Origin of the sequence: Curtobacterium sp. L3-7 (genome assembly GCF_048756585.1) — a bacterium.
Classification (GTDB): Bacteria; Actinomycetota; Actinomycetes; order Actinomycetales; family Microbacteriaceae; genus Curtobacterium.
In genome coordinates this window covers 2,336,543-2,363,367 of record NZ_CP151474.1, presented here as the reverse complement: position 1 = coordinate 2,363,367, position 26,825 = coordinate 2,336,543, and the positions used below count along the sequence as shown (strand labels likewise).

The 26,825-nt window shown below is 70.1% G+C and carries 20 protein-coding genes and 1 other RNA gene; 6 read left to right on the top strand and 15 right to left on the bottom strand.

The window, feature by feature from the left end; translation table 11 throughout:
• Positions 1–88 precede the first annotated feature (88 nt).
• Complete coding sequence (gene glnA / locus AAEP80_RS11500) at positions 89–1,513, top strand: type I glutamate--ammonia ligase (protein ID WP_413602062.1); 1,425 nt, start codon at positions 89–91, stop codon at positions 1,511–1,513.
• 409 nt (positions 1,514–1,922) lie between these two features.
• Here glnA (AAEP80_RS11500) and AAEP80_RS11495 read toward each other — a convergent pair whose 3' ends face one another.
• From AAEP80_RS11495 to glnA (AAEP80_RS11475), 5 genes are all read right to left on the bottom strand, one after another.
• Entirely contained in the window at positions 1,923–3,341 is a 1,419-nt protein-coding gene (locus AAEP80_RS11495; protein WP_420364509.1) for a UDP-glucose dehydrogenase family protein, read from the bottom strand.
• The gene (locus tag AAEP80_RS11490; protein WP_402728583.1) at positions 3,338–4,858 is read right to left on the bottom strand and encodes a glycosyl hydrolase; all 1,521 of its coding nucleotides are present in this window, start codon (positions 4,856–4,858) and stop codon (positions 3,338–3,340) included. Before AAEP80_RS11490 ends, AAEP80_RS11495 begins: the two co-directional genes overlap by 4 nt.
• Positions 4,851–6,473, bottom strand: a complete 1,623-nt coding sequence (locus AAEP80_RS11485; protein ID WP_420364508.1) for a glycosyltransferase family 2 protein — start codon at positions 6,471–6,473, stop codon at positions 4,851–4,853. The genes AAEP80_RS11490 and AAEP80_RS11485 overlap by 8 nt, the downstream gene beginning before the upstream one ends.
• 506 nt (positions 6,474–6,979) lie before the next feature.
• Positions 6,980–9,931, bottom strand: a complete 2,952-nt coding sequence (locus tag AAEP80_RS11480) for a bifunctional [glutamine synthetase] adenylyltransferase/[glutamine synthetase]-adenylyl-L-tyrosine phosphorylase (RefSeq protein ID WP_420364507.1) — start codon at positions 9,929–9,931, stop codon at positions 6,980–6,982.
• 6 nt (positions 9,932–9,937) lie between these two features.
• Positions 9,938–11,275, bottom strand: coding sequence for a type I glutamate--ammonia ligase (glnA, locus tag AAEP80_RS11475; RefSeq protein WP_420364506.1), 1,338 nt, complete (start codon positions 11,273–11,275; stop codon positions 9,938–9,940).
• A 61-nt stretch (positions 11,276–11,336) separates the two neighbouring features.
• On the opposite strand from glnA (AAEP80_RS11475), the gene AAEP80_RS11470 reads away from it, so the two are divergent.
• Positions 11,337–13,079, top strand: a complete 1,743-nt coding sequence (locus tag AAEP80_RS11470) for an NAD+ synthase (protein ID WP_420364505.1) — start codon at positions 11,337–11,339, stop codon at positions 13,077–13,079.
• Positions 13,080–13,088: 9 nt separating this feature from the next.
• On the opposite strand, the gene AAEP80_RS11465 is transcribed toward AAEP80_RS11470, so the two are convergent.
• Complete coding sequence (locus AAEP80_RS11465; RefSeq protein ID WP_281264370.1) at positions 13,089–13,268, bottom strand: SPOR domain-containing protein; 180 nt, start codon at positions 13,266–13,268, stop codon at positions 13,089–13,091.
• A 74-nt stretch (positions 13,269–13,342) separates the two neighbouring features.
• Here AAEP80_RS11465 and map point away from each other — a divergent pair, with 74 nt between their 5' ends.
• The 3 genes from map to rnpB all read left to right on the top strand — a co-directional run bounded on the left by map (position 13,343) and on the right by rnpB (position 15,493).
• Complete coding sequence (gene map / locus AAEP80_RS11460; protein ID WP_281264369.1) at positions 13,343–14,206, top strand: type I methionyl aminopeptidase; 864 nt, start codon at positions 13,343–13,345, stop codon at positions 14,204–14,206.
• A 16-nt stretch (positions 14,207–14,222) separates the two neighbouring features.
• The gene (gene ppgK / locus AAEP80_RS11455; protein WP_281264368.1) at positions 14,223–14,972 is read left to right on the top strand and encodes a polyphosphate--glucose phosphotransferase; all 750 of its coding nucleotides are present in this window, start codon (positions 14,223–14,225) and stop codon (positions 14,970–14,972) included.
• Between the two features lie 164 nt (positions 14,973–15,136).
• An RNA gene (gene rnpB, locus AAEP80_RS11450) (RNase P RNA component class A) lies at positions 15,137–15,493 on the top strand.
• Positions 15,494–15,560: 67 nt separating this feature from the next.
• On the opposite strand, the gene AAEP80_RS11445 is transcribed toward rnpB, so the two are convergent.
• The 9 genes from AAEP80_RS11445 to AAEP80_RS11405 all read right to left on the bottom strand — a co-directional run bounded on the left by AAEP80_RS11445 (position 15,561) and on the right by AAEP80_RS11405 (position 24,927).
• Positions 15,561–16,295, bottom strand: a complete 735-nt coding sequence (locus AAEP80_RS11445; RefSeq protein ID WP_420364504.1) for a zinc ribbon domain-containing protein — start codon at positions 16,293–16,295, stop codon at positions 15,561–15,563.
• A 2-nt stretch (positions 16,296–16,297) separates the two neighbouring features.
• Positions 16,298–17,152, bottom strand: a complete 855-nt coding sequence (locus AAEP80_RS11440) for a Nif3-like dinuclear metal center hexameric protein (RefSeq protein WP_420364503.1) — start codon at positions 17,150–17,152, stop codon at positions 16,298–16,300.
• 36 nt (positions 17,153–17,188) lie between these two features.
• Complete coding sequence (locus AAEP80_RS11435) at positions 17,189–18,211, bottom strand: hypothetical protein (protein ID WP_420364502.1); 1,023 nt, start codon at positions 18,209–18,211, stop codon at positions 17,189–17,191.
• A 129-nt stretch (positions 18,212–18,340) separates the two neighbouring features.
• Positions 18,341–18,886, bottom strand: coding sequence for an RBBP9/YdeN family alpha/beta hydrolase (locus AAEP80_RS11430; protein ID WP_420364501.1), 546 nt, complete (start codon positions 18,884–18,886; stop codon positions 18,341–18,343).
• 35 nt (positions 18,887–18,921) lie between these two features.
• Positions 18,922–19,881, bottom strand: coding sequence for an AraC family transcriptional regulator (locus tag AAEP80_RS11425; protein WP_420364500.1), 960 nt, complete (start codon positions 19,879–19,881; stop codon positions 18,922–18,924).
• A 90-nt stretch (positions 19,882–19,971) separates the two neighbouring features.
• On the bottom strand, positions 19,972–20,400 hold the full coding sequence (locus tag AAEP80_RS11420) for an ATP-binding protein (RefSeq protein ID WP_420364499.1): 429 nt from the start codon (positions 20,398–20,400) through the stop codon (positions 19,972–19,974).
• On the bottom strand, positions 20,397–20,735 hold the full coding sequence (locus tag AAEP80_RS11415; RefSeq protein ID WP_420364498.1) for an STAS domain-containing protein: 339 nt from the start codon (positions 20,733–20,735) through the stop codon (positions 20,397–20,399). Before AAEP80_RS11415 ends, AAEP80_RS11420 begins: the two co-directional genes overlap by 4 nt.
• Positions 20,736–20,810: 75 nt before the next feature.
• Entirely contained in the window at positions 20,811–22,007 is a 1,197-nt protein-coding gene (locus AAEP80_RS11410; protein WP_420364497.1) for a multidrug effflux MFS transporter, read from the bottom strand.
• Between the two features lie 262 nt (positions 22,008–22,269).
• Positions 22,270–24,927 (bottom strand): phosphoenolpyruvate carboxylase, encoded by a 2,658-nt coding sequence (locus AAEP80_RS11405; RefSeq protein WP_420364496.1) that lies wholly within the window; start codon positions 24,925–24,927, stop codon positions 22,270–22,272.
• A 152-nt stretch (positions 24,928–25,079) separates the two neighbouring features.
• Between AAEP80_RS11405 and AAEP80_RS11400 the strand changes: the two genes are divergently transcribed.
• On the top strand, positions 25,080–26,816 hold the full coding sequence (locus AAEP80_RS11400; RefSeq protein ID WP_420364495.1) for a BCCT family transporter: 1,737 nt from the start codon (positions 25,080–25,082) through the stop codon (positions 26,814–26,816).
• Positions 26,817–26,825: the final 9 nt, after the last annotated feature.

Genomic DNA, 26,825 nt, shown 5'->3' with positions numbered 1-26,825 from the left:
ACGTCCGGGAAACCCCGTGTCAATAGCCTCGTCGGAGAGTGCACCCGCTGCACCTCCACATCACTCAAACCCCAGGAGATCGACACACATGTTCAGCGATTCCTCCGAGGTCCTGGCCTTCATCAAGGACACGGACGTCAAGTTCCTCGACATCCGATTCACCGACCTGCCCGGCGTGCAGCAGCACTTCAACATCCCGGCTTCCACGGTCGACGAGGACTTCTTCTCGGTCGGTCAGCTCTTCGACGGCTCCTCGATCCGCGGCTTCGCGTCGATCCACGAGTCCGACATGCAGCTCATCCCTGATGTGACGACGGCGTACATCGACCAGTTCCGCGCCGAGCGCACGCTGATCATGATCTTCGACATCTACAACCCGCGGAACGGCGAGATCTACGGCCGCGACCCGCGCCAGGTCGCCAAGAAGGCGGAGAAGTACCTCGCGTCGACGGGCATCGCGGACACCGCGTTCTTCGCCCCCGAGGCAGAGTTCTACATCTTCGACGACGTCCGCTACTCGGTCACGCAGAACAAGTCCTTCTACTCGGTCGACTCCGAAGAGGGCGCCTGGAACACCGGCCGCGAGGAAGAAGGCGGCAACCTCGCCAACAAGACCCCGTACAAGGGCGGCTACTTCCCGGTGTCCCCGGTCGACAAGACCGCTGACCTCCGCGACGACATCACCCTCAAGCTGATCGAGGCGGGCTTCGAGCTCGAGCGCTCGCACCACGAGGTGGGCACCGGCGGCCAGCAGGAGATCAACTACAAGTTCGACACGATGGTCCACGCCGCGGACGACATCCTGAAGTTCAAGTACATCGTCAAGAACACGGCCGACCAGTGGGGCAAGGTCGCCACGTTCATGCCGAAGCCGCTCTTCGGTGACAACGGGTCCGGCATGCACACCCACCAGTCGCTCTGGAACGACGGCAAGCCGCTGTTCTACGACGAGAACGGCTACGGCGGTCTCTCCGACGTGGCGCGCTGGTACATCGGCGGCATCCTGAAGCACGCCTCGGCGCTGCTCGCGTTCACGAACCCGTCGATCAACTCCTACCACCGTCTGGTGAAGGGCTTCGAGGCGCCGGTCAACCTGGTCTACTCGGCCGGCAACCGCTCGGCGGCGATCCGCATCCCGATCACGGGCACCAACCCGAAGGCCAAGCGCATCGAGTTCCGCGCGCCCGACGCCTCCGGCAACCCGTACCTCGCCTTCGCGGCGCAGCTCATGGCGGGCCTCGACGGCATCCAGAACCGCATCGAGCCGCACGAGCCGGTCGACAAGGACCTCTACGAGCTCCCCCCGGAGGAGGCCAAGGGCATCCCCCAGGTCCCCGGCTCGCTCGACGAGGCGCTCGACGCACTCGAGGCCGACCACGAGTTCCTCACGAAGGGCAACGTCTTCACCGAGGACCTCATCCAGACCTGGATCGACTACAAGCGCGAGAACGAGATCCTCCCGCTCGCGCAGCGTCCGCACCCGTTCGAGTACGAGCTGTACTTCGGCGTCTGAGTTCTGCTCGTCAGGCACTCGCGCTGTGCGCACGGGCGTCTGAGTTCTGCTCGTCAGGCACTCGCGCTGTGCGCACGGGCGTCTGAGTTCTGCTCGTCAGGCACTCGCGCTGTGCGCACGTGCGTCTGACCTGCCACACAAGGGCCCCGCACCGTCAGGTGCGGGGCCCTTCCGCGTGGCGTCCGAGCCTCGCAGGCGCCGTGGACGCATCCAGCCTGGAGGCCCGGTGCCAGCCCGCCGGACCGGCACCGGGCCTCCAGGCTGTCGCGTTTCCACCCATGGCGGCCGCACTGGAAAGCGGAAACGCGCGTAGGTGGCCCGGAGTTCTGGCCTCCTACGCACGTTTCGACCTCCTACGCGCGAAACGGGGCCCGTGCCGCCCCGGCACGGACCCCGTCTGCTGCGGCGACTACCGGCTCGTGGCCAACGTGTCGTTCGTCCCCGCGGCGACGCTCACGGGTGCACCCGCGATCGGAGTGGGCCGTCCCAGGGAACGGACGGTCCAGCCCGCCTTGACCCAGTTCTCGACCGGGAGGCAGTTGCGCGCATCGATGACGACCTTGCGTCCGACGAGCTCGCCGAGCGCCCCGGGGTCTGCACCGATGATGTCGTCCCACTCGGTGAGCACGAGCACGATGTCAGCACCCTCGAGTGCCTCGGGCATCGACGCGGTGTAGCTGAGCGTCGGGAACGACCGCTTGGCCGTGTCCATCGCCTCGGGGTCCCACAGCGTGACCTGAGCGCCACGGAGGTGCAGCGCGGCGGCGACGTTGAGCGCCGGCGAGTCCCGCACGTCGTCGGTGAGGGGCTTGAACGCCGCGCCGATGACCGCGATGCGACGGTTCAGGACCGAGCCGCCGGCGGAGTCGATCGCCATGTCGATGACCCGCTGACGCTGGCCCATGTTGATCTCGTCGACCTGCTGCATGAGGCCGACGACCTGCCCGGCACCGATCTCGTTCGCGCGGTACATGAGCGCACGGATGTCCTTCGGCAGGCAGCCGCCCCCGAAGCCGAGCCCGGCGTTCAGGAACTTGCGACCGATGCGGGCGTCGTGCCCGAGGGCGTCCGCGAGCGTCGTGACGTCGGCACCGGTGATGGCGCACATCTCGGAGATCGCGTTGATGAACGAGATCTTCGTGGCCAGGAACGCGTTCGCGCTGACCTTGACGAGCTCGGCGGTGGCGAGGTCCGTCGTGATGACCGGGGTGCCCTCGCTGATCGGTGCGGCGTAGACCTCGCGGATGACGGCGTCGGCCGCAGCGGACGCGCCACCCCAGACCAGTCGGTCCGGGTGGAGCGTGTCCTCGACGGCCTTGCCCTCGCGGAGGAACTCCGGGTTCCAGATGAGTTCGGCGGTGATCCCGCTCGGCGTGAACTCGCGGACGATGCCACGGAGCCGCGCTGCGGTGCCGACGGGGACGGTCGACTTGCCGACGATCAGGCCGGGGTGGGTGAGGTTCTCCGCGACGCCACGCGTGGCGCTCTCGACGTAGGCGAGGTTCGCGGCGTGCGAGCCGGCCTTCTGCGGGGTGCCGACGCACACGAAGTGGACGTCGGCAGCTGCCACGGCCTCGGCGATGTCCGCCGTGAACCGGAGCTTGCCGCTCGCGACGTGCTTCGTGATGAGCTCGGGCAGCCCGGGCTCGTAGAACGGGACCTCGCCGGCGGACAGCGCCGCGAGCTTGGCGGGGTCGACGTCCACGCCGATGGTCTCGAAGCCCATCTCGGCCATGGCGGCCGCGTGGGTGGCACCGAGGTAGCCGGTGCCGATGACGCTGATGACGGGGGCCGGGCGGCTGTCCGCGTTCTTCTTGGGAGCACTCACTGGGTTACCTCCTGCAGGTCGAAGTCGATGTCGGTGCGCTTGATGCCGTCCACGAAGGCCTGGAGGCTGTCGGAGCGCGAGTTGAGTCGCCAGTCGTTGGTCGAGCGGACACCGTCGACGACGGTGGTGGCGGTCTCGCTGAAGTACGAGAAGCCGATGATGTCGTCGTTCGCGGGATCGGCCAGCGCGTCGAACAGGGACGTGATCCACTTCGACTTCTGCCCGTTGGACACGGTCGTGCCGGTCTCGGTGGCGCCGATCTCACTGAGGAGGATCTTCTTCCCGGGTGCCACCTGACGGAGCTGCCCGACGGTCGCACCGAAGGTGTTCGCGAAGGACGGGGTCTCCGAGGCGGTGCGGTAGTAGCCGGACATGCCCACCCAGTCGACGTAGTCAGCGCCCGGGTAGTAGTTCTTCATGTAGTCGAGCGTCTGGTACTTGGCGTTGCCGAGCTTGTCGATGCGGCTCGGCGCCCAGTTCCACACCACGTAGTCGTTCGCGCCGTTGGCCTGGAACACGTCGTGCACGTGCTGCCACATCTTCACGTAGGAACCGGCGGCGTTCTGCTGGGCATCGCCCTCGGACCAGTTGTACCAAGAGCCGTTCATCTCGTGGTCGAGACGGATGACCATCGGTTGCCCGTTCGCCTTGAGCGCCTGGGCGTACTTGGTCAGGTAGGCGTCGAACTTGCCGGAGATGATGTCCTGGTTGGTGTAGCCGGCGACGTACTTCTCGTCGTTGCCGGTCTGCGCGGGGGCAGACTCCCACGTCATCATCGGCAGGCGACCGTTGGCCCACGAACGCTGGACGGCGTTGGCGTTGAAGTCCTGGTCGAAGCCCTGGAAGAACCCGACCATGTTCGTGGCCTTGCCGACCTGCTGGGACACCTGGTCGTACTCGGACCAGTTGAAGGGCGACTGCGCGGTGTAGAGGCCGTACCAGCGCGTGGGCTGGTTCAGGATGTCTGCCTTGGACGGGACCGCGACCGGGGTCGTCGGGTTCGGGTCCTTCGAGGGGCCGGTGTTCGGGTTCGTGACGCCGTGGCCGGTCGAGGCGTTGTGGGTGCCGGACCCGGAGGAGCCCGAGGAGCCGGAACCGGACGAGCCGGACCCGGTCGACCCGGAACCGGACTTCGACCCGGCTGCCGCCTGTGCCTTCGCAGACCCGAGCTCGGACTGCAGCGAGGCGATCTGCGCCTTGAGCTGCGCGACCTGGTCACCGCGGGAGCCGGACTGGGCGGTCGAGGACTTGAGCTGCCCCTCGAGCTTCCAGATCTGCTTCTGCGCCGCGGTCAGCTTGGCCTGCAGCGCCTCGGCGTCGACGGCCTTCTCCTGGGAGGTCTTGACGCCGAGGGCATGGTGCACGGCGGTCGAGACCGGGCTGGACGGTGAGATCCACACGGACCACGTGATGAGGCCGAGCGCCACCACGATCGCGGTCGTCCCGACGGCCGTGCGCTTGGCGTGCTTGCTCGATGGAGCCCACCACGAACTGGTGGAACGGAAGAGGTCAGACAATGGTGAGAGCCTCCAGGGCGAAGATCGCGATCCCGATGCAGTACGGGATCGCCGCGTAGGGGTTGTACCGACGGACCTTGGTGGGCTTCGCCGCTGCGGCCGGAGCCGTCGGCGCTGCCGCGGCAGCCGCCGAACGCCGGGTCGCCAGGACCGTCGAGGTCGAGTTGGTGGTGACGTCGAGCCCGTCGAGCCCACGTGCGTTCGGCCCGAAGAGGTCGTCGAACGCCCGGTCCGCCGCCAGCTGGTCGTCGGTCAGCGCGACATGCGCCCCGGCGTCCGCGGTCGTGTACCCGGCGGCACGGTCGATCGGGCTGACCGGCGTCTGGGTGGCGACGGCCTGCGGCTGCGCCGGGTCGGTCTCCATCGGACCACCGGCGTAGGCACCGGCACGGGTCCCCCAGCCGCTGGCGTGGGCGAGCCGGAAGAAGCCGATGAGGCGGATCGGCATGAGGAAGAACGTCGACACGATGATGAACATCGGCAGCCGGAAGAAGTCGCTCGGCTTCTCGGCGAGGTGCCGCATCTGCCGGATCGCCATGCTCAGGACGCTGGACACGACCATGAGTGCCGCGACGTAGATGAAGCCAGTCGAGAACCCGTACTGGTGCAGGATCCCCTGGTAGAGGTTCTCTCCCTGACCGGTGAGCGCGCGGTAGATCCAGCCGGCGATCACGCCGAAGAGCATGAACGGCAGGATGATGTCGGTGATGAAGAACAGCGCCAGCACGGGTGCGTGACCGAGCATCCACGGCATCATGCGCAGCGTGTTGTACTGCGAGCCACGGGCCCAGCGGAGCTGCTGCTTGAAGAGCTTCTTCACCTGCAGCGGAGCGTCCGTGTACACGAGCGACGTGTACTGGTAGACGGTCCGGTAGCCCTCCTTGAGGGTGAGGTTCGTCAGCGTGCGGTCGTCCGAGACCTCGAGGAAGACGCCCATGAACTTCTCGTGCATGAAGCGGTCCATGACGCGCATCAGGATGTTCCGGCGGAACGCGATCGTGCGGCCTGGCAGGCAGCCGATCTGTCCGAGGACACTCTGTGCGGGCATCGAGTAGAGCGCACGCGAGTTCTCGAGCCAGTCCGCCCAACGGGTGATCCACGAGCGCTCGGGCTCGAGGATGCGCTGCCGGGTGGTGACACCGCCCACGGACTCGTCGGCGAACGGCCTGAGGAGCTCCTCGAGCGTGCCTGGGGTCCACACCGTGTCCGAGTCGACGAGGACGGTGATGTCCCCGTTCGACATCTCGGTGCCGACCTTTACGGCGTTGCGCTTGCCGGGGATCGGCGTGTGGGTCCAGCGGACGAGTGGGGCGAACTCGTCGCAGACCTCCTCGAGCGCTTCGTTCCTCTTGCCGTTGATCACGACGATGATCTCGCCGGGGCGCTGCTCGACCATGCGGCCGATGACGTCCCGGAAGAGGTCGAGTGGCTCGTCCACGACGGGGACGACGACGCTCGTCGTCCCGACGTAGGTGCCGGTGAAGGGGCGGTAACGGGCGGACAGGACGACCTTGAGCAACCAGAGCAACCAGATCACCGCGGAGTACACGGCGAAGAGGTAGAACTCGGGGTGTCCGTCGACCATCTGCCTGATCTGCAGAATGAAGGTGAACATCGATCCCTGCTTCAACGTTCGGGGTGGTGATTCCGCGCCATCGGGAAATCGGGGGTCGGTTCGGGTGAGACCCATTGACGCATCTCCGAGGCGACCGTTGCAACGTGACCCCCGTCCGGGGGCGTTACGAGCACGTTACGGGGTACACCGAAGTCCCCCACCGGGCGCACTCCTCCTGTCCCCTCGGTTGCTGTCAGCACATGTGCGGACTGCTTTCACCCCACCGGTCACCCCGACCGGGTGGACGAGCAGACGGGAGGCCCGGATCGCGTCCCCGCGAAAGCCCAGTTCAGAGCATGGTCACCGGGCGGCTCACGAGCCGACCCCGCACGGCGCGCTGCGGTCTTCCGAACGCTTCGTCACAGCTCGGTAACGGCGCGACATCGGTTGCTGAGCGGGGTACGGGACGTCCGATTTCGGGGGACGACCTGCGACACGAGGAATTAACCTCCGACGACATGTCACCTTCACGACGAGATCGACATCCCGGGCGTGTCGGGCGAAGGTCAGGCGCCGTAGAACTCGCGCTCGAACACCTGTCGGGCACGTCGGGTGACGCCGAGGTAGTCCTCTTCGAGCTGCGTCGCCGACCCCGGCGGGTACTCCATCAACCGCGCGACACCCTCGAGCTGGATGCGGTCGACCGGGAGCACGTCAGTGGTCTTGCCCGACCACAGCACGAGCGCGCTGCGGGTCCTCGACGCGAACCGCCACGCTGCGGCGAGACGTTCCCCGTCCTCCGCCGCGACGAGTCCCTCGGCGACGGCTCCGTCCAGGGCGTCGAGCGTCGACGTCGTGCGGAGCGCCGGCACGGAGAGGGCGTACTGGAGCTGCAGGAGCTGGACGAACCACTCCACGTCGCTGAGCGACCCGCGACCGAGCTTCAGGTGGCGCGCGGGATCCGCACCGCGGGGCAGCCGCTCGGACTCCACGCGGGCCTTGATGCGACGGACCTCGCGGACCTCGCGCTCCTCGATGTGCTCGGGGTACCTGGTGCGGTCGGCGAGGTGCTCGAAGTCGCGGAGGAGCTGCTCGTCCCCGACGGCACCCCTGGCACGGAGGAGCGCCTGTGCCTCCCACGTGAGCGACCAGCGGGCGTAGTAGGCGCCGTAGGACTCGAGGGTGCGCACCACCGGGCCGTTCTTGCCCTCCGGACGCAGGTCGATGTCGAGGTCGAACGGGTAGATGGCGTCGTCGGTGAGGCGGTTGAGCTCGCGGACGATCACCTGTGCCGCACGGGAGGCGGTCTCACCCGTGCCCTCGGGCGCGCGGTAGACGTACAGGACGTCGGCGTCCGACCCGAACCCGAGCTCGCGCCCGCCGTAGCGTCCCATCGCGATGATGCCGAACTCCAGGTCGTCCGGAGCGTCGCGTCGTGCCAGGTCGAGCGCGCCGGTCAGCGTCGCTTCCGTGATGTCGCTGAGGGCGGGCCCGAGCTGGTCGACGTCGAGCCTGCCGAGCGCGGCCGCCATCCCGAGCCGCAGCGTCTCGCGCCGGCGGATCGACCGGATCAGGGACGACGCCGCTGCCACGTCGTCGCCGTGCCGCGCCGTGGTCGCGCGCACCTCGGACAGCAGGGACGCGATCGGTCGCGGCTGCAGGAGCGACTCGGGTTCGTCGAGCCAGGCCACCGCCTCGGGGAAGCGTTCGAGGAGCCCGGACAGGAACGCGGACTCGGACAGGACGGTCGTCAGGCTGTGCGCGGCGCCCGACGAGTCGCGGAGCATGCGCAGGAACCAGCTGGACTCCCCCAGGGTGTCGCTCAACCGGCGGAACGCCAGGAGCGCGCGATCGGGTGCCGGGCCCTCCGCCATCCACCGGAGCAGCACCGGCAACAGGTTCCGCTGGATGGTCGCACGACGCGACGTACCAGGCGTGAGCGCTCGGATGTGCGCCAACGCACCGTCCGGGTCGACGAAGCCGATCGCGCCGAGGCGGTCCCGCGCCTGGTCGTTGGTCAGGACGATGTCGCCGTCGGACGCGGCCACGGCGGAGAGCAGCGGGCGGTAGAACAGCCGCTCGTGCAGGCCGCGGACCTCGAGCTTGACGGCGCGCCAGCGGGTCTCCAGCGCGCTCGCGGACGTCGCGACGCCGCTCGAGCGCGCGAGGACCCGGAGCTCGTCCTCGTCCGCGGGCATCATGTGCGTCCGCTGCAGCCGCCGCAGCTGGATCCGGTGCTCGAGGACCCGCAGCAGGGCGTAGTCGGGACCGAACCGTGCGGCTTCCGGTCGTCCGACGTACCCGGCCGCGGTGAGCGCGTCCATGGCCTCGAGTGTCGAGCGCACGCGGACGCTCTCGTCGTCGCGGCCGTGCACCAGCTGCAGGAGCTGCACGGTGAACTCGACGTCGCGCAAGCCCCCGGGTCCGAGCTTGAGCTGCCGGTCGACCTCGGCGTCCGGGATGTTGTCGGTCACGCGCTCGCGCATGCGCTGCACGGACTCGACGAACCCGGGACGCTTCGACGAGTTCCACACGAACGGGGCGACCGCCGCGACGTAGCGCTCCCCGAGGTCCGTCGTGCCCGCGATCGCGCGGGCCTTCAGCAGCGCCTGGAACTCCCACTCCCTGGCCCAGCGCTCGTAGTACGCCACGTGCGAGTCGAGGGTGCGGACGAGCGCGCCGTCCTTGCCCTCTGGCCGCAGGTTGGCGTCGACCTCCCACAGCGCTGGCTCGACGGCGAGGTCGGTGATCACGTGCGTCGCGGCGATCGCGATGCGGGTGGAGATCCGGACGGCCTTGTCGGTGTCGACAGTGTCCGTCGCCTCGGTCACGAAGATGACGTCGACGTCGCTGACGTAGTTGAGCTCGCGCGCACCGGCCTTGCCCATCGCGATGACGGCGAGCGGGGTGGCGGCGACGTCGGCCTCGGGGAAAGGGACCTCTCGCCTGGCGACGTCCACGGCGACGTCGAGCGCAGCGCCCGCGAGGTCGGCGAGCCCGGCGGCGACGGCGGGGAACGCGCTCGTCGGGGACGGGTGCAGGACGTCGAACAGGGCGATCTGCGCCAGGTGCCGTCGGTAGCGCACCCGGAGCCGCAGCCGGGCGTCCTCACCCGTGCCGCCGTCGACCGCCTCGGTCAGGGACGCCGTGTACTCCTGCTGCGACCATGGTGCGGTGACCGGGTCGAGCAGCAGTCCGAGCTCGGCGGGTCGGCGCTGGAAGAAGTCCCCCAGACCGACCGAGGCACCGAGCAGGCGGACGAACAGCTCGGTGGCGTCGTCGTCCGCCAGGACGGCCCTGACCTCGTCCGGGTGGGTCTCCATGAGGCGTTCGATGCGCCGGAGCGCGCCGTCGGGATCGGCCGTGGACTCCCAGAGCCCCGGCCGCTCGCTGACCGGCAGCCGCATGTCGGAGCCGAACCGGGCCTCCAGGTCGGCCAGACGCTCGAGCGTCTCGGAGAGCTCCGCGAAGCCCAGCCGGGCCAACTCCGAACGCGACGTCTTCGTCCTGCCGGTCATCTCCTGCTAGAGCATCCCCAGGTTGGTGTCGAGCTCGAACGGCGTGACCTGGTCGCGGTACCGCTTCCACTCCTGCCGCTTGTTGAGGAGCACGTAGTTGAACACCTGCTCGCCCAGCGTCTCGGCGACGAGCTCGGAGTCCTCCATCAGCGACAGCGCATGATCGAGGCTCGCCGGGAGCTGCGCGTACCCGAGGGCCTTGCGCTCGGAGTCGCTGAGGCTCCAGACGTTGTCCTCCGCCTCCGCCGGGAGCTCGTAGCCCTCTTCGATGCCCTTGAGTCCGGCGGCGAGGATGAGCGAGTACGCCAGGTACGGGTTCGCCGCCGAGTCGATGCCGCGGTACTCGACCCGCGACGACTGGCCCTTGTTCGGCTTGTACAGCGGGACGCGGACCAGGGCCGATCGGTTGTTGTGGCCCCACGTGACGAACGAGGGGGCCTCGTCGCCGCCCCAGAGCCGCTTGTACGAGTTCACGAACTGGTTCGTGACCGCCGTGATCTCCGGCGCGTGCCTGAGCAGGCCCGCGATGAACTGCTTCGCCGTCGGGGACAGCTGGTACTCGCCGCCGGGCTCGTAGAACGCGTTCTGGTCGCCCTCGAACAGCGACACGTGCGTGTGCATGCCCGAGCCGGGCTGCCCGGAGATCGGCTTCGGCATGAACGTCGCGTAGACGCCCTGCTCGATCGCGACTTCCTTCACCACGGTGCGGAACGTCATGATGTTGTCCGCCATCGTCAGCGCGTCGGCGTAGCGGAGGTCGATCTCGTTCTGGCCGGGGCCCGCTTCGTGGTGGCTGAACTCCACCGAGATGCCGAGGTCCTCGAGCATGCGGACGGCGCGGCGACGGAAGTCGTGGGCGCTGCCGCCGGGGACGTTGTCGAAGTAGCCGGCCTGGTCGACCGGCTTCGGGCCGCCGTCCTTCCAGTCACGGTCCTTCAGCAGGTAGAACTCGATCTCGGGGTGCGTGTAGAACGTGAACCCGCGCTCGCTCGCCCGCGCCAGCGTGCGCTTGAGGACGTTGCGGGGATCGGCGACGGCTGGCTGGCCGTCCGGCGTCGCGATGTCGCAGAACATCCGCGCGGTCGGGTCGATCTCCCCGCGCCACGGCAGGATCTGGAACGTCGAGGGGTCAGGGTGTGCGAGCACGTCGGCTTCGTAGGAGCGGCTGAGGCCCTCGATCGCGGAGCCGTCGAAACCGATCCCTTCGGCGAACGCACCCTCGACCTCCGCCGGGGCGATCGCCACCGACTTGAGGGTCCCGATGACGTCCGTGAACCAGAGTCGGATGAACTTGATGCCCCGCTCCTCGATGGTGCGGAGCACGAAGTCCGTCTGCTTGTCCATGCACGCCCTTTCCGCGTTCCACCACGGCCGTACGACGGCCGTGGTCAATAGGCTAGTGGTCATGCCCCGTCTCCGCTTGGCACTCGCCCAGACGAATCCGGTGGTGGGTGCGTTCGCCAGGAACACCGCCGGGATCGTCGACGCCGTCCGCTCCGCAGCCGCGCGGGGCGCCGACTTCGTCGCGGTCGGTGAGATGGCGATCTCCGGCTACCCGATCGAGGACCTCGCGTCCCGTCCGTCGTTCCTGCGGGCCGCGCGTGCCGCGGTGGTCACGCTCGCCGCACGGCTCGCCGACGAGGGGCTCGGTGACGTCGCCGTCGTCGTCGGGCACCCGGACGGGCCGTTCGAGCCGCGGGCCGTCGACGTCAGCACTGCCCCGACCGCGATCGCGAAGAACTGCGCGAGCGTCCTGCAGCACGGACGCGTCGTCGCCACCACCGCGAAGTACCACCTGCCGAACTACTCGGTGTTCGACGAGTACCGGGTGTTCATCCCCGGTGACGACCTGCTCGTGGCCAGGATCGCGGACGTCGACGTGGCGATCATCATCTGCGAGGACCTCTGGCGCGACGGCGGCCCGGTCGCGCGGGTGCTCGACGCCGACGCCGGGCTGCTGCTCGTCGTGAACGCGTCGCCGTGGGTCGCGGACAAGGACGAGGTCCGGCTGCCGCTCGTGACCCGTCGTGCGACCGAGTCCGACACGATCGTCGCGTACGTGAACATCGTCGGCGGCCAGGACGACCTGGTCTTCGACGGCGACTCCGTCGTGGTGGACGAGCAGGGCACGATCCTCGCCAGGGCCCCGCAGTTCGAGCAGCACCTGCTCGTCGTCGACGTCGACCCGGCACCCGCCACGGACCCCGTCGAGACCGACCACGTCCAGCGCATCGTCCTGGACACGCCGAACACGACGCCCGGCGAGTTCCCCGGGCGCCCGGCGCTGCCCCCGGACATCGCGGCACCGCTGGACGACACCGCCGCGATCTGGGACGCGCTCGTGCTCGGCACCCGGGACTACGTGCAGAAGAACGGATTCCGCTCGGTGGTCCTCGGGCTCTCCGGCGGCATCGACTCGGCGGTGTGCGCGGCCATCGCCGTGGACGCCATCGGCCCGTCGAACGTGTTCGGCGTCTCGATGCCGTCGCGGTGGTCTTCGGACCACTCGCGGTCGGACGCGGACGACGTCGCCGCCCGGCTCGGCCTGCAGTACCGCACCGAGCCGATCGCCGACCTCGTCGCTCCCTTCGACGAGCAGCTCGCACTCACCGGGCTCGCGGCGGAGAACATCCAGGCCCGGGTCCGTGCGCTCATCCTGATGGGACTGTCGAACCTCGACGGGCACCTCGTGCTGACGACGGGCAACAAGACCGAGCTCGCCGTCGGCTACTCCACCATCTACGGCGACTCGGTCGGCGGGTTCGCCCCGATCAAGGACGTCCCGAAGACGATGGTGTGGGAGCTCGCCCGGTGGCGGAACGCGGTCGCCGCATCACGTGGCGAGACCGGACCGATCCCGGAGAACTCGATCACGAAGCCGCCGTCGGCCGAACTCCGCGACGGGCAAGAGGACCAGGACTCCCTGCCGCCGTACGAGGTCCTGGACGCGATCCTCGACCTCTACGTCACGCAGGCGCAGGGCGCGGCGGACATCGTGGCGCGTGGGTTCGACGCGGCCACCGTGGCCGAGGTCACCCGCCTGGTCGACCGGTCCGAATGGAAGCGCCGGCAGGGCGCCATCGGTCCGAAGATCTCCGGCATGGCGTTCGGTCGTGACCGGCGGCTGCCGATCACGTACCGCCCCTGACGGATCGCGTCACGCGTCCTCGTCGTCCCACTTCTCGTTGTTGGCCTTGATGCGCTCCAGCGCGTGTTCGGCCGCTTCGCGGGTCTCGAACGGGCCGATCCGGTCGCGCTGCGGCGACTGCGGTCCCTGCTCGACCGCGTGGGTCTTGTCGTTGAACCACCACTGGGACTCGATGCGCTCGTCGCTCATGCCGCCAAACGTACCCTCGCCGTCCGCGGCACGGGCGGCACGGGTCGTCGTCCGCCGCGGCTAGAGTGGTCCGCATGCCCCGGGACGAACACGGACACCTGACCGCCGGCCGCATCTCCCCCCAGCGGCCCGTCCCGAAGGACATCGAACGCCCCGAGTACGTCGGCAGGGTCGAGCCCCACGAGCACGGGCTCGGCGACACGTACTCCGCGTCCGAGATCGAGCTGATCCGCACCGCCGGGCGCATCGCGTCCCGGGCGATCGACGCGGTGGCCGCCGCGATCCGACCCGGTGTCACCACCGACGAGCTCGACCGCATCGGGCACGAGTACGTCGTCGCGCACGGCGCCTACCCCTCGACGCTCGGCTACCGGGGCTACCCGAAGTCGCTGTGCTCGTCGGTCAACGAGGTCATCTGCCACGGCATCCCGGACGACACGGTCCTGCAGGACGGCGACATCGTGAACATCGACATCACCGCGTACAAGGACGGCATGCACGGCGACACGAACCGCACGTTCGTCGTCGGGCAGGCCGCGCCAGAGGTCGCAGACCTGGTCGAACGCACGCGGATCGCGATGGAACGCGGCATCAAGGCCGTCGCCCCTGGTCGGCAGGTGAACGTCATCGGCCGCGCCATCGAGTCCTACGCGAAGCGCTTCGGCTACGGCGTCGTCCGCGACTACACCGGGCACGGAGTCGGCCGGGCGTTCCACTCCGGCCTGATCATCCCCCACTACGACGCACCCCAGTACGACACCGTCATCGAGACCGGCATGGTGTTCACCATCGAGCCGATGCTCACGCTCGGCGGCATCGAAGCGGACATCTGGGCCGACGACTGGACCGTCAGCACCCGCGACAAGTCCTGGACCGCGCAGTTCGAACAGACCCTCGTCGTCACAGAACGTGGCGCCGAGCTCCTCACCGTCTCCTGAAAGGCAACCGCTCCTCATGACCTCACTCGCAGTCGGCGTCGACATCGGCGGTACGGGCATCAAGGGCGCGATCGTCGACACGACGACCGGTGAACTGACGACCGACCGGATCAAGAAGGCCACCCCGGAGGGCGGGAAGCCCCACGACATCGTGTCCGTCGTCGTCGAGATCCTCGACGAGCTCGGCCCGGACCAGGACGTCCCCGTGGGTGTGTGCTTCCCCGCGATCGTCCGCGACGGCAAGACCATGTCGGCGGCGAACGTGTCGAAGAAGTGGATCGGCTTCGAGGCGGAGGCGCTCTTCGAGAAGGAACTCGGTCGCTCCATCCACTTCGTCAACGACGCCGACGCCGCCGGGTTCGCCGAGCAGCAGTTCGGCGCCGCCAAGGGTCGGGACGGCCTCGTCATCATGACGACGCTCGGCACGGGCATCGGCACCGCGCTCATCAACGACGGCGTGCTCATCGTGAACGCGGAGCTCGGCCACCTGGAGATCGACGGGGTCGACTACGAGACGAAGGCCTCGTTCGCGGCGAAGGAGCGGGACGACCTCTCCTGGAAGCACTGGGCGAAGCGTCTGCAGAAGTACTACTCGCGGCTCGAGGCCCTGCTCTCGCCAGAGCTCTTCGTGGTCGGCGGCGGCGTGTCGAAGCAGTACGACGAGTTCCTGCCGCTCCTCGACCTGCAGGCGGACATCATCCCCGCGACGCTCCGCAACAACGCGGGCATCATCGGTGCCGCGACCCTGGCGTTCAACTCGAAGTAGCCCGGCGCGAGTGTGCCGCCGAGCGGTCGCAACACGCCGTTGACGCTTCGCCGAGTGGTCACGAACCGTCGTCCGGCGGGTCTGGGAGCGACAGTTCGTGACCGCTCGGCGCTCGCACGCGGCGTGTCACGACCACTCGGCACCGGTAGACTCGGCATTGCGAACGGGTCGGTGAGACGGTCGCGTCGCTCCCCCGGGAGCGCCGAGGAACGTCCGGGCTCCACAGAGCAGGGCGGTGGGTAACACCCACCCGGAGCAATCCGCGAGACAGTGCCACAGAAAGCAGACCGCCGGCGGCGACGTCGGTAAGGGTGAAACGGTGGTGTAAGAGACCACCAGGGGTCCGGGTGACCGGACTCGCTCGGTAAACCTCGCCCGGAGCAAGGTCAGACAGAGGACGTCGAGGCTGCTCGCCGAGTCCTCGGGTAGACCGCTGGAGGCCGACGGCAACGTCGGTCCGAGAGAGATGGCCGTCACCGCTGCAAGGCGGGACAGAACCCGGCGTACGGCCGGCCCGTTCGCACCACGTGACGGACGGGAGGCCCGGTGCCAGCTGGCACCGGGCCTCCCGTCCGGTTCGGCGTGCGTCTACAGGCCGGACTCGGCCGTCCGGACCAGGATCGCCTCGCTGTCGGGGCAGAGCACGACGTCGTCGGGCGCGGCCGCACGGACCGCCTGCAGGTCGGCTCCGGTGAGCGTCACGCCGGACGCCGTCGACACACCGCCCTGCAGGAGCGACGCCCCGAACCCGTACCGCGCACGCTGGCGCTCGTACAGCGCGAGGAGGTCGTCCGGGACCTTCGCCGCGACGTCGGCGCGGCTCTGGGTCGCGGAGACCCGGTCGCCCTCGAGCCGCTCGATCTCGGTGTCCCGCTCCGCGACGAGGGCGGTGCGCTGCGCCTCGACGTCGGCGAGCTTCGCCTCGACGTCGCCGACCCGCGCACGGAGGACGTCGAGCGTCTCCATGATCTCCAGCTCGGACGTCTCGAGGTCCCCGATGCGGCGCTGCAACGAGTCGAGTTCGCTCTGGAGCCCGGCGGCGTCCTTGGCGCTCGACACGTTCTGCAGCATGGTCGTGTCGCGCTCGATCCTGGCCTGGGCCGTCGCGGTGTCGGACTCGAGTCGGGCGAGGTCGCGCTCAGCGTCCTCGACCTTGCCGGTCGCGTCGACGAGTTCGCTCCTGAGCCCCGCCGCCGTCGTGCCGAGCTCGGTCAGCTTGGCGCCCTTCTGCAGCGAGCTGATGCGGTGTGCGATGCGGGTGATGCCGTTGTCCAGACGCTGGACGTCGAGGAGGATGGCCTGGTCCTCGGGTGCTGCCTTCATGATCAGGCTCCTTCGTTGTGGTGCTCGGTGGTGGGGGCGGAGGCGTTCGGCAGGACCGCGAAGTCCCACGGGTCGGTCCGGAGGTCGCTCACCGTCACGCGGACACCGGCGGCGCGACGGAGTTCTTCGGCGGCGACGTCGAGCCAGAGCCACTCGCTGGCCCAGTGCGACGTGTCGATGAGTGCCGGGCCGCCGGCGAGCATCGCCTGCTCGCGGAACTCGGATGCCGGGTGGTGACGGAGGTCGCTCGTGACGTACACGTCGGCGGCCTGCACGAGCGGGTTGCCCAGCAGGGAGTCCCCGGCGCCGGCGCAGAGTGCGACGGTCCGGACGGGTTGGTCGTACGCGCCGGACACGCGGACCCCAGACGCGGTGGCGGGCAGCACGTCGACGATGCGCCGTGCGAGCGCCCCGAGCGTGACGGACTCCGGCAGCACGCCGACCCGGCCGATCCCGGTGTCCGCTGCCGAACCGGACTCGATCGGACGCAGGTCGGTGAGCCCGATCCGGTCGGCGAGCACGGCCGAGGTGCCGGAGCGCACGACGTCGGCGTTGGTGTGTGCGGCCACGAGCGCGCAACCACCGCGGACGAGCGTGGCCAGCACGGACCCCTTGGAGGTCGACTCCGCGATCGTCGTCACGCCGCGGAGCAGCAGCGGGTGGTGCGTGAGGAGCAGGTCGGCACCGACCGCGACGGCTTCACGCGCCGTGTCCGGCACGGCGTCGACGGCGAGGTGCACGTGCTCGACGACCGCGTCCGGGTCCCCGGAGACGAGGCCGACGGCGTCCCAGGACTCCGCGCCGTCGACCGGCCAGAGGGACTCGATCACGGCCTGGAGATCGCGGAGCGTCGGCATCCGGTCAGTCTACCGAGGAGCGGCAGGCCACCGGGTTCAGCGGCGGACGAGCCGGAGCACCGCGGCGACGACCCGGGACCACCAACCGGACTGCGCCGGTGTCTCGGTGGTCGCCACGGGCTGCGGCTCCGGTGACGGTGCGACCGCCGGGAGCTCGGCCGCGTGCTCGGCGGCGAACACGACCGGCGTGCCGGCCGTCTCCACACGGTGCGCACGGAGGACGGCGGCGAAGGCGTCGCGGTCCACGACCGTCGGACCGGTCGCGGGCTGGACGAGCGGGGTCGGGCGGGTGTTCGCGGACACCGGCGACACGGCCGGGAGGCGCAGCACGGGTCGCGCGGGCTCGTCACGCTCCGTGGACTCGACGTCCAGGTCGTCGACCCGGTCCGCGGTGACGGGCGCCGCTGCAGGCTCGACGAGGGCCGGCGCCGCGGTCGGCGTCGTCACCCCGGCGACCGAGCCTGCGGTCACGACCGCGACCGCCCCGGTGGCCGCTGCACGGCGGGCGGCCGCACGGTCCCGGCGGTCGTTCTCGTCGGCGGCGTCGGCGAGCAGGTCGGCGAAGACCGAGCGCGCGTACGCACGAGCGGCGTCGACCTCGGGGTCCGCGAGGTCGGCGACGACGGCTTCCCAGGCGGACAGGCGGGCGAGGTCCTCGTCGCGACGGCGGACCTCGTCCTCGAGGATCACGATGCGCTCGATCACCGGGCGGCCGCTCTGCGCGGACACCTCGACCTCGAGCTCGTCGATGCGGAGCGCGAGCCGCTCCGGGGGTTCGGGGAAGGACGGCGCGCAGACCGAGGCGTGTCGCCCACGGTCGCGGGGGCGACGGAACGCCGTGTCGTCCGAGGGTGCCGACGATGGCTCCTCGGTGGCCTGGTCGCGTTCGGGTGCGGCGTCCGTGGTGGCGTCCGGTCGCTGCACCGGGCCCGTGACGGGTGGGACCACGAGGTCCGACACGTACGGTGACCGGGTCGCCGGTGCGTCACGGAGCCACTCCTCGAGCTCGCGACCGAAGGGGTCGACGAGGGGGGTGCGTGCACCGGACTGCGTTTCCATGAGGGAAGTATGAATATCGCGCGCTCGATCCCGTCGGACATCCGCGGAGTGTCGCGGCATCGCGTGCCATATCGCCCCGAACGTGAACGGCGTGTCGTCCGGGCGGGCACCGCTCGGCTGCGATCAGGCCTACAGCGCCGCGGCGAAGTCCTCGAGCAGGGTGCGCCCGGCGTCCCAGTCCCCCACGCCGCTCGCCACGTTGACGTGCCCGAAGGCGCCGATCCGCTGCACCCCCGCGCCGAGCGTCGAAGCGATCCCGAGCGCACGATCAGCGGTGCAGTACGGGTCGTCGTCGCTCACCACGAGGACGGTGGGCGTCCGCACGCCCTGCGTCGGCGCCGTGAAGCCGGCCGCGGCGGCGGGGAACCCGGGGGCGTCCGGGTCCGGCGGCGCCACGAGGAACGCACCGGCGACGCGGCCGTCGTCGTGCTCCGCGAGCCACGCCGCCACCGCCAGCACGCCGAGGCTGTGCGCGACGAGCACGGGCGGTTCGTCACAGGCCGCCACCGCACGGTCGATCGCGGCCGACCAGTCGTCGGGATCCGGCTCGGACCAGGACGTCGGCGCGATCCGCACGGCGTCCGCCCCGCGGGACTCCTGCCAGTGCGACTGCCAGTGCTCGGCGTCGGAGTTCCAGATGCCGGGGACGATCACCCAGGGTCGAGGTCGGCTCACTCCTGCAGCGTACGGGGATCGTCCGCCGCGGTCGATCAGGCCTGCAGCGTGTCCCGCGGGTACTCGCCGAAGCGCGAGGCGTACGCGGCCGAGAACCGCCCGAGGTGTGCGAAGCCCCACTTCACCGCCACCGACGCGACCGTCAGCTCCCCCGGTGATCCCCGGCGGAGCTCCTCCCGGATGCGGTCCAGTCGGATCCCGCGGAGCATGGCGTTCGGGGCCGTGCCGACCTGCCGCTGGAAGGCCTGCTGCAGACCGCGGACGCTCAGGCCGACGTGTTCCGCGACGTCGGTCGTGGAGATCGGCGTGTGTGCGAAGGCGTGCATGTACTCCACCGCCCCGCGGACCCTGCCGGTCGCGCCCTGCGGCAGCGGGACATCAGGCGTGAGGAGCCGGTGCGGGAAGGTGCGGAGCAGCGTCGTCGCGGTCTCGCGGGCGGTCTCGGCCAGCACGAGCGGCGAGACCGGTGCGCTGCCGAGCACCGTCGCGGCGGCGGCCTGGACCTGCCGGTTCCACACACGCACGTCATCGGCTTCGAGGGCGGCGGCGTGGTCGAACACGAGCGGCCCCGGCTGCGCGCCGTGGAACTCGGCCGCGACGCCCTCCAGGTAGCTGCGCTCGAACTGCACCAGGCTCTGGCGGATGTCGGCGAGGTCGAAGACGTACGGGCGTCCGGTCGGGAACATCATCGGCGTCCCCGGGACGAGTGTCACCTCGTCGCGGCCGACGTCGACCAGACCGCCGCCCTCGGCCGTCCACATCACGACGTACTCGTCACGGACCTCGACCTCACCGGACACCCGGGCGTCGAACCGACTCGACCGGAAGGACATCGTGTCGTCACCGACCACGCGGAACCGGTACGAGAAGTCGCGCTCCGTGTACCGCGCGACGAAATCGGTGCCCTCGTACGCGTCCTCGTACATGCGGAGCGCCGCGCCGAGGTCGTCACCAGACGTCTCGAAGCTCATCCTGGGGTCGGACTCGACTGTCATCGACCGGATCGTGACACGCGCCGGTGACCCCGACGGAATCGCCGTCGGAGCCTTGCGGGTTCCGGCTCACCCAGTGCGCGTTCTGGACAGTCAGGCGGTGCTGGAGGACCGGCCGCGGCGTACTGTCCAGCGGTTGTGGTCGCCCTCGCGTTCGTACCGCAGCTCGTCCACGACCATGCCGACCAGCGCCAGACCGCGACCGCTCTCCGCGGACCCGTCCGGCAGCACGGCCGCCGCGGGGTCGACGGACGCAGGCCGACCGTCGTCGGTGAGCCGTGCCTCCAGGCCGTCACCGGTGACCGCGAGGGCCAGCGAGCACGCGACCCGGTGGCCGCCACCCGCGTGCTCCACGACGTTGGACGCGAGTTCGACGAGCGCCAGCTCGAAGGCCATGCGGTCTTCGGCACCGACCGACGGCTCGGTGCCCCACACACCCGCGAGGAAGTCGTGGACCGCGTTCACGTCGTCCGGCGGGGACGCGAACTCCAGGCGGTGCTCGCCCACGGCGGACCCGCTCATCCCCAGTTGGACACCGCGGCGTCCCCGTCCGGGTACGTCCGCAGGATCTTGTCGATGTTCGAGAGCTTCAGCACCATCGAGACCTGGTCGGACGGCGCCGCGATCCGCAGGTCGCCGCCCGCCTGCCGCGCGGTCTTCAGGCATCCGACCAGGGCGCCGAGTCCGGACGAGTCCATGAAGTCCACGGCGGAGAGCTCGACCACCACACGGTGCCGACCGTCCCCGACGACCTTGGCGACGGTCTCCCGGAACGCGGGGGCCGAGACCATGTTGAGTCGCCCCTTGCACTCCAGGACCGCCGCGTCCGTCTGCGCCTCGTGTACGACGATCTCCATGCCGGTGGTCCTCCTCAGGTCGGTGCGCGTGCTCCACGGACCCTATCGGTTCGGATCCGCCCATCGTCGGTACGGTCAGCGAGTTCTCCGTGTCGCCACCGTCTGCACGACCACCGCCGCTGCCATCAGCACGACCATGACCGCACCCATCGCGAGCGCGGTCCCGCCGAGCACCCCCGCGAGTGGCGTGCCGAGGCCACCGAGCCCGAACGACAGTCCGCCCTGGAGCGCCGCGGCGGTCCCCGGGTGCGCGGCGCCGACGTGCTGCGTGCGGGTCATCGCGGCCGGCAGGACGAACCCCCACGCGCCCGTCACCACGGCGAGCGAACACCAGACCGGGACGGGACCGAGGCCGAGCAGCGCCGAGACCAGCACCCCGGCCCCACCGATCGTCCCGACGACGAGCCCGAACGTGAGCAGGCCGTCCTCGGAGAAGCGCCCGACGACCCGCCGGAACACGAGCGTCGTGATGATCATCATCGTCGCGTTCGTGGCGAACACGATCGTGTACAGCCCCTCCGAGAACCCGAACTGCGTCTGGAACACGAACGAACTCGTCGCGATGTACGCGAAGAAGCCGATCGTCGAGAGCACCCCGGAGAGCAGGTAGGCGCGGAACCGCGGGATCGCCAGGAGCTCGCGCATCCGGTGCCAGTTCGCGCCGAGTCCGATGCCGCCGCGTGCCTCCGCGCGGAGGGTCTCGGGGAACCGGGCCACCACCATGGCGAAGAACACCGCGCCGAGGACCGCGAGCACGACGAACATCACGCGCCATGTCCCGACCGTCAGGACCGCTCCCCCGACGAGCGGCGCCACGACCGGCCCGATCGCGTTGATCGCCGCGAGGGTGCCGAACACCTTCGCCATGACCGCCCCGTCGGTCACGTCGGACACCATCGCCCGCCCGGCCACAGCAGCGGCGGCTCCGGCGAGGCCCTCCACGACCCGGGCGACGACCAGCGTGACGACGTCGGGCGCGAGGGCGCACCCGAGCGAGGCGACGGCGAAGAGCGCGGTGCCCCAGAGGAGCATCGGCCGGCGACCGATGCCGTCGCTCACCGGGCCGGCGAGCAGCTGTCCGACCGCGAACGCGACGAGGAACGCGGTCAGGGAGAGCTGCACGGCGCTCGGCGTCGTCCCGAGGTCGCGGGCGATCGCCGGCAGCGCGGGGATGTACATGTCCGTCGCGAACGGCGAGACACCGACGATGAGGGCCAGCGGGACGATCGGCGGCAGGCTCGTCGAGATGGTCCGCATGCGCTCCGTCGTCACGTCCGCCACGCTACCGCGGACCGAATCGATTCGACAGTGCGGACTGGCTGGTCACGAAACCCCGCTCGCGTTCGCCGAGTGGTCGCGGGACGTCGGGTGTCTTTCGGCCGGACGACCATCCGTGGCCGGTCGGCGTCGGGCTGGCGGGGTGTCGCGACCACTCGAGGAGGGTCACCGGCCGGTGACGGGTCGCGCCACGCGATCGACGGGAGGCGCGGTGCCAGCCAGCACCGCGCCTCCCGTCCGCCGGTGCGTTCGGGGGTCAGCCCGTGTTCTGCAGGCCGGCGGCGATCCCGTTGACCGTCAGGAGCAGCAGCCGGTGGTCGGCATCGGAAGGATCGGTGCTGCCGGTGCTGCGGATCGCACGCAGCGCGCGGAGCTGCAGGTGCGACAGGGCGTCGACGTACGGGCTGCGGAGTCGCACGGCGCGGGCGAGCACCGGACGGTCCTCGAGCACGTCGGCACCACCGGAGACCCGGAGCACCCACTCCCGCGTGCGGAGCATCTCGTCGAGCACCTTCGCCGCGAGGTCGTCGCGGTCGGCCAGCTCGAGGTACCGGCGGGCGATGTGCTCGTCCGTCTTCGCGAGCGACATCTCGACGTTCTTGATCATCGCGCCGAAGAGCGGCCACTCGGCGTAGGCGGTGCGGAGGAGTTCCTCGTTGCCCACCGCCTGGAGCGCGGACCCGAGGCCGTACCAGCCGGCGAGGTTGATCCGGGCCTGGGTCCACGAGAAGACCCACGGGATGGCGCGGAGGTCCTCGAGCGACTCGACCGACAGCCCACGGCGCGCCGGACGGGATCCGAGCGGCAGCAGCCCGATCTCCTCCATCGGGGTCACCGTGGCGAACCACGGCGCGAACCCGTCGGCCTTCACGAGGTCGTAGAAGGCGTCGCGGGAGACGTCGTCGAGCTGCTGGGCGAGGTCGGCGAACCGATCGGCAGCGGCCTCGGTGAGCGCCTCGTTCGACGGCGACGACGCGAACAGCGTCGCGGAGGCCATCTGCTCGAGGTGCCGGGCGGCGATGTCCTGGTCGCCGTACTGGGCGAAGATGACCTCACCCTGTTCGGTGAGCTTCAGCCTGCCGTCGATGGACCCTGGTGGCTGAGCGAGCACGGCCTCGTTCGCGGGACCGCCACCGCGGCCGAGCGACCCGCCGCGTCCGTGGAACAGGGTGAGCTCGACGTCGTTCTGCCTGGCCCACTCGGCGATCTGCGCCTGCGCGTCGTAGAGCGCCAGGTTCGCCGACACCGGGCCGACGTCCTTCGAGGAGTCCGAGTACCCGAGCATGACCTCGAGCTTGCGACCGGTCGCGGCGAGGCGCCGCTGGAACGCCTCGGTCCGGACGGCCTCGTCGAGGATGCCGACGCTCGCGTGCAGGTCGGCGAACGTCTCGAACAGCGGGATGACGTCGAGCACCGGCGCTGCCTCGGCGGACCCGAGCGCGGCGGCGGCGAGTTCGTGGACGTTCGCCAGGTCCTCCGCCGACTGCGTGAACGACACGATGTACCGGTTGGAAGCCCGCACGCCGTACCGACGCTGCAGGTCCGCGATGGTCCGGAAGACCGCGAGGACCTCTTCGGTCGTCTCGCTGAGGTCGCCACCTGCACGGATCTCCGCGAGGGCGTTCCGGTGCACCTGCGAGTGCTGCCGGACCTCGAGCTCGGCGAGGTGGAACCCGAAGGTCTCGACCTGCCAGATGAGGTTCTGCAGCTCGCCGTACGCGGGACGCGCCGCGCCGGCCGCGACGAGCGATGCCTGGATGGTTCGGAGGTCCGCGAGGAACGCCTCTGGTCCGTCGTACGCGAGCGCGGCGTCGCCGCGACGGGTCGCGTCGATCCGAGCAGCGGTGAAGAGCAGTGCACGGCGGTGCGTCTCGTTCGGCGCGCGGATCCCGATGCGCTCGGCGATGCCGGGATCGAGGCTCTCCTGCGCCACCACGAGCGCGGTCAGTCCGGCGTCCGCCGGGGTCTCGCTGCTGTCGAGGGTCAGGGTGCTGCCGATGCGGGTCGCCGCGCGCATCAGGCCGAGCAGGATGTGCTCCGCCGCGATCTCGGCCGCCTGCCGGGTCACGTCGGCCGTGACGTGCGGGTTGCCGTCGCGGTCGCCGCCGATCCACGTGCCGAACCGGACGAACGCCGGGGCCTTGGCCGGAGCGCTGCCAGCGGCGTCACCCTGGAGCCGGTCGTCGAGCAGACGGTAGACCTGCGGGACGATCTCGAACAGCGTCTGGTCGAACACGCTCATCGCCGTGCGGACCTCGTCGAGCGGGGTCGGTCGGGTGGTGCGGAGCGGGGACGTACGGAGGAGGTTCGTGATCTCCTCGAGCAGCCGCCGTTCGTTCTCCACGAGCGCCGTCGAGTTCTTCGCCCGGTCGCGCTCGTCGATGAGGTCCGTGATGCGGCGGACGGCCGTGGTCACCGCGCGACGGCGGGCCTCGGTCGGGTGCGCGGTCAGGACCGGGTGGAAGCGGAGCGCGTCGAGTCGCGTGGCCGCCTGCTCGGCGCCGACCTCGTCGACGAGCTGGGCGTACGTCGCCGGGAACGAGTCCCCCGCGACACCGCCGTCGTCCCCGCGCAGCCGGAGCACGCGCACACGGTGGTGCTCCTCGGCCAGGTTCGTCAGGTGGAAGTAGGTGGTGAAGGCACGTGCGACCTCTTCGGCGCGTTCCGCCGAGAGTCCGGACACGACCGCCTCGGCACGTGCCGCGCCGTCCGCGTCGGAGCCCTCGTACGCCTCGATCACCGCGGCACGCAAGGCCTCGACGTCGCGCAGCAGGTCGTCGCCGCCGCTCTCGCGCAGCACGCGCCCGAGCAACTTGCCGAGGTAGCGGACATCCGAACGCAGGTCGCTGTCGACCGCTCCGCTCACATCGTCGCGCGCGCTCCCGAAGCGCGTCGATCCGTCGATCGCCGTCATCTCGTCCTTTCGGGTCGGCCCGGTATACCGCCTCCGGGTCCAGAGCAGCGTATCGGCAGCCGGGCTTCGGTGACGACGACCGTCCGGACGGGCGGCGTGGATTCGCATCGCATCCGGACGGGCTTCCGGGTCCGTTCGTAGAATCCGGGGGTGTGAGCGACACTGCGGAACCGGCCGAGGGCGCCGAAGCGGCCATCGACGAGACGGGGGCCGCCCAGGTGGCGCATGACGAGCCTCCTGTCCTGGAGGGCGCCGACGGACGGGAGCCGCCGGTCAAGCGCTGGGTGTTCTGGCCGGCAGCCGGCCTGGTGCTGGCGTTCGTCGTCGTCGCACTCATCGCGCCGAAGCAGACCGAGGCCGTCTTCGCCACGGTGCAGGACGCGATCGTCCGCGACTTCGGCTGGTACTACGTCATCGTCGCCGCGGGGTTCGTCCTGTTCGCGATCTGGATCGGGTTCAGCCGGTTCGGCGACATCGTGCTCGGCAAGGACGACGAAGCGCCCGAGTTCTCCACGATGTCCTGGCTCGCGCTGCTGTTCGCCGCCGGGATGGGCATCGGCCTCGTCTTCTACGGCGTCGCCGAGCCGCTCAGCCACTACGCCTCCCCCAGGCCAGGCGTCACCGGCAGCGACGAGCAACTCGCCCAGCGCGCGATGTCCCAGACGTTCCTGCACTGGGGCCTGCACGCGTGGGCGATCTACGTCGTCGTCGGGCTCGCACTCGCCTACGCGATCCACCGCCGCGGTCGCCCGGTGTCCATCCGCTGGGCGCTCGAACCGCTCCTCGGCAAGCGGGTCACGGGCGGCTGGGGGAACCTCATCGACGTCGTCGCACTCGTCGGGACGCTGTTCGGCGTCGCGACGTCCCTCGGCCTCGGTGTCCTGCAGATCGGTGCAGGACTCGACTACACGGACATCGCGGCGAACACCCGCGGCCTGCAGATCGGGCTGATCGTCGTCGTCACGCTGATCGCCATCGGGTCGCTCCTGAGCGGCGTCGGCAAGGGCATGAAGATCCTGTCGAACATCAACCTGCTGCTCGCCGCGGCGCTGCTCCTCGTCGTGCTCGTCTTCGGGCCGACCCAGTTCCTGCTCGGCGAGTTCGTGCAGTCGATCGGGCAGTACCTGCAGGGCTTCGTCGGGCTCGCGTTCGACACGAGTGCCTTCGCGGGCAAGGCCGGGCAGGAGTGGCAGGGCGCTTGGACGACGTTCTACTGGGGCTGGTGGATGTCGTGGGCCCCGTTCGTGGGGATCTTCATCGCCAGGATCTCCCGCGGTCGGACCGTGCGCCAGTTCGTCCTCGGCGTGCTCTTCGTCCCGACCCTGCTGACCTTCCTCTGGTTCTCGATCATGGGCGGGACCGCGCTGTGGGACCAGCTCAACGGGAACGGGGACCTCCTCGGCGCCGGCGGGACCGTGAACGTCGAGCAGGTGCTCTTCCAGATGCTCGGCGACCTGCCGGCCGGGTCGGTGCTCGTCATCGGCGCGATCGTCCTGATCGGGGTGTTCTTCGTGACCTCTGCGGACTCGGGGGCACTCGTGATGGGCATGATCGCGACCGGCGGGCAGATCGAGCCGAAGAACTGGATCCGGGTGTTCTTCGCCGGGGTCACGGCGCTCGTCGCCATCGCGTTGCTGCTCGCCGGCGGGTTGAACGCGCTGAAGACGGCCGCGATCACCACGGCGCTCCCGTTCAGCGTCGTGATGGTGCTGATGTGCTGGTCGACCGTCGTCGCTTTCACCCGGGAGCGTCGGGCGTACCTGCGCGCGGAGCGGCGGGCGATGATGGTCGACTTCGCGGACTTCTACCAGCAGGAGGTCGAGGACCCGTCCGAGCGCGCACCCCGGACCGGCCCGATCCAGAAGCTGGCGCGGCGCATCCGACGCTAGGCGCGGCGG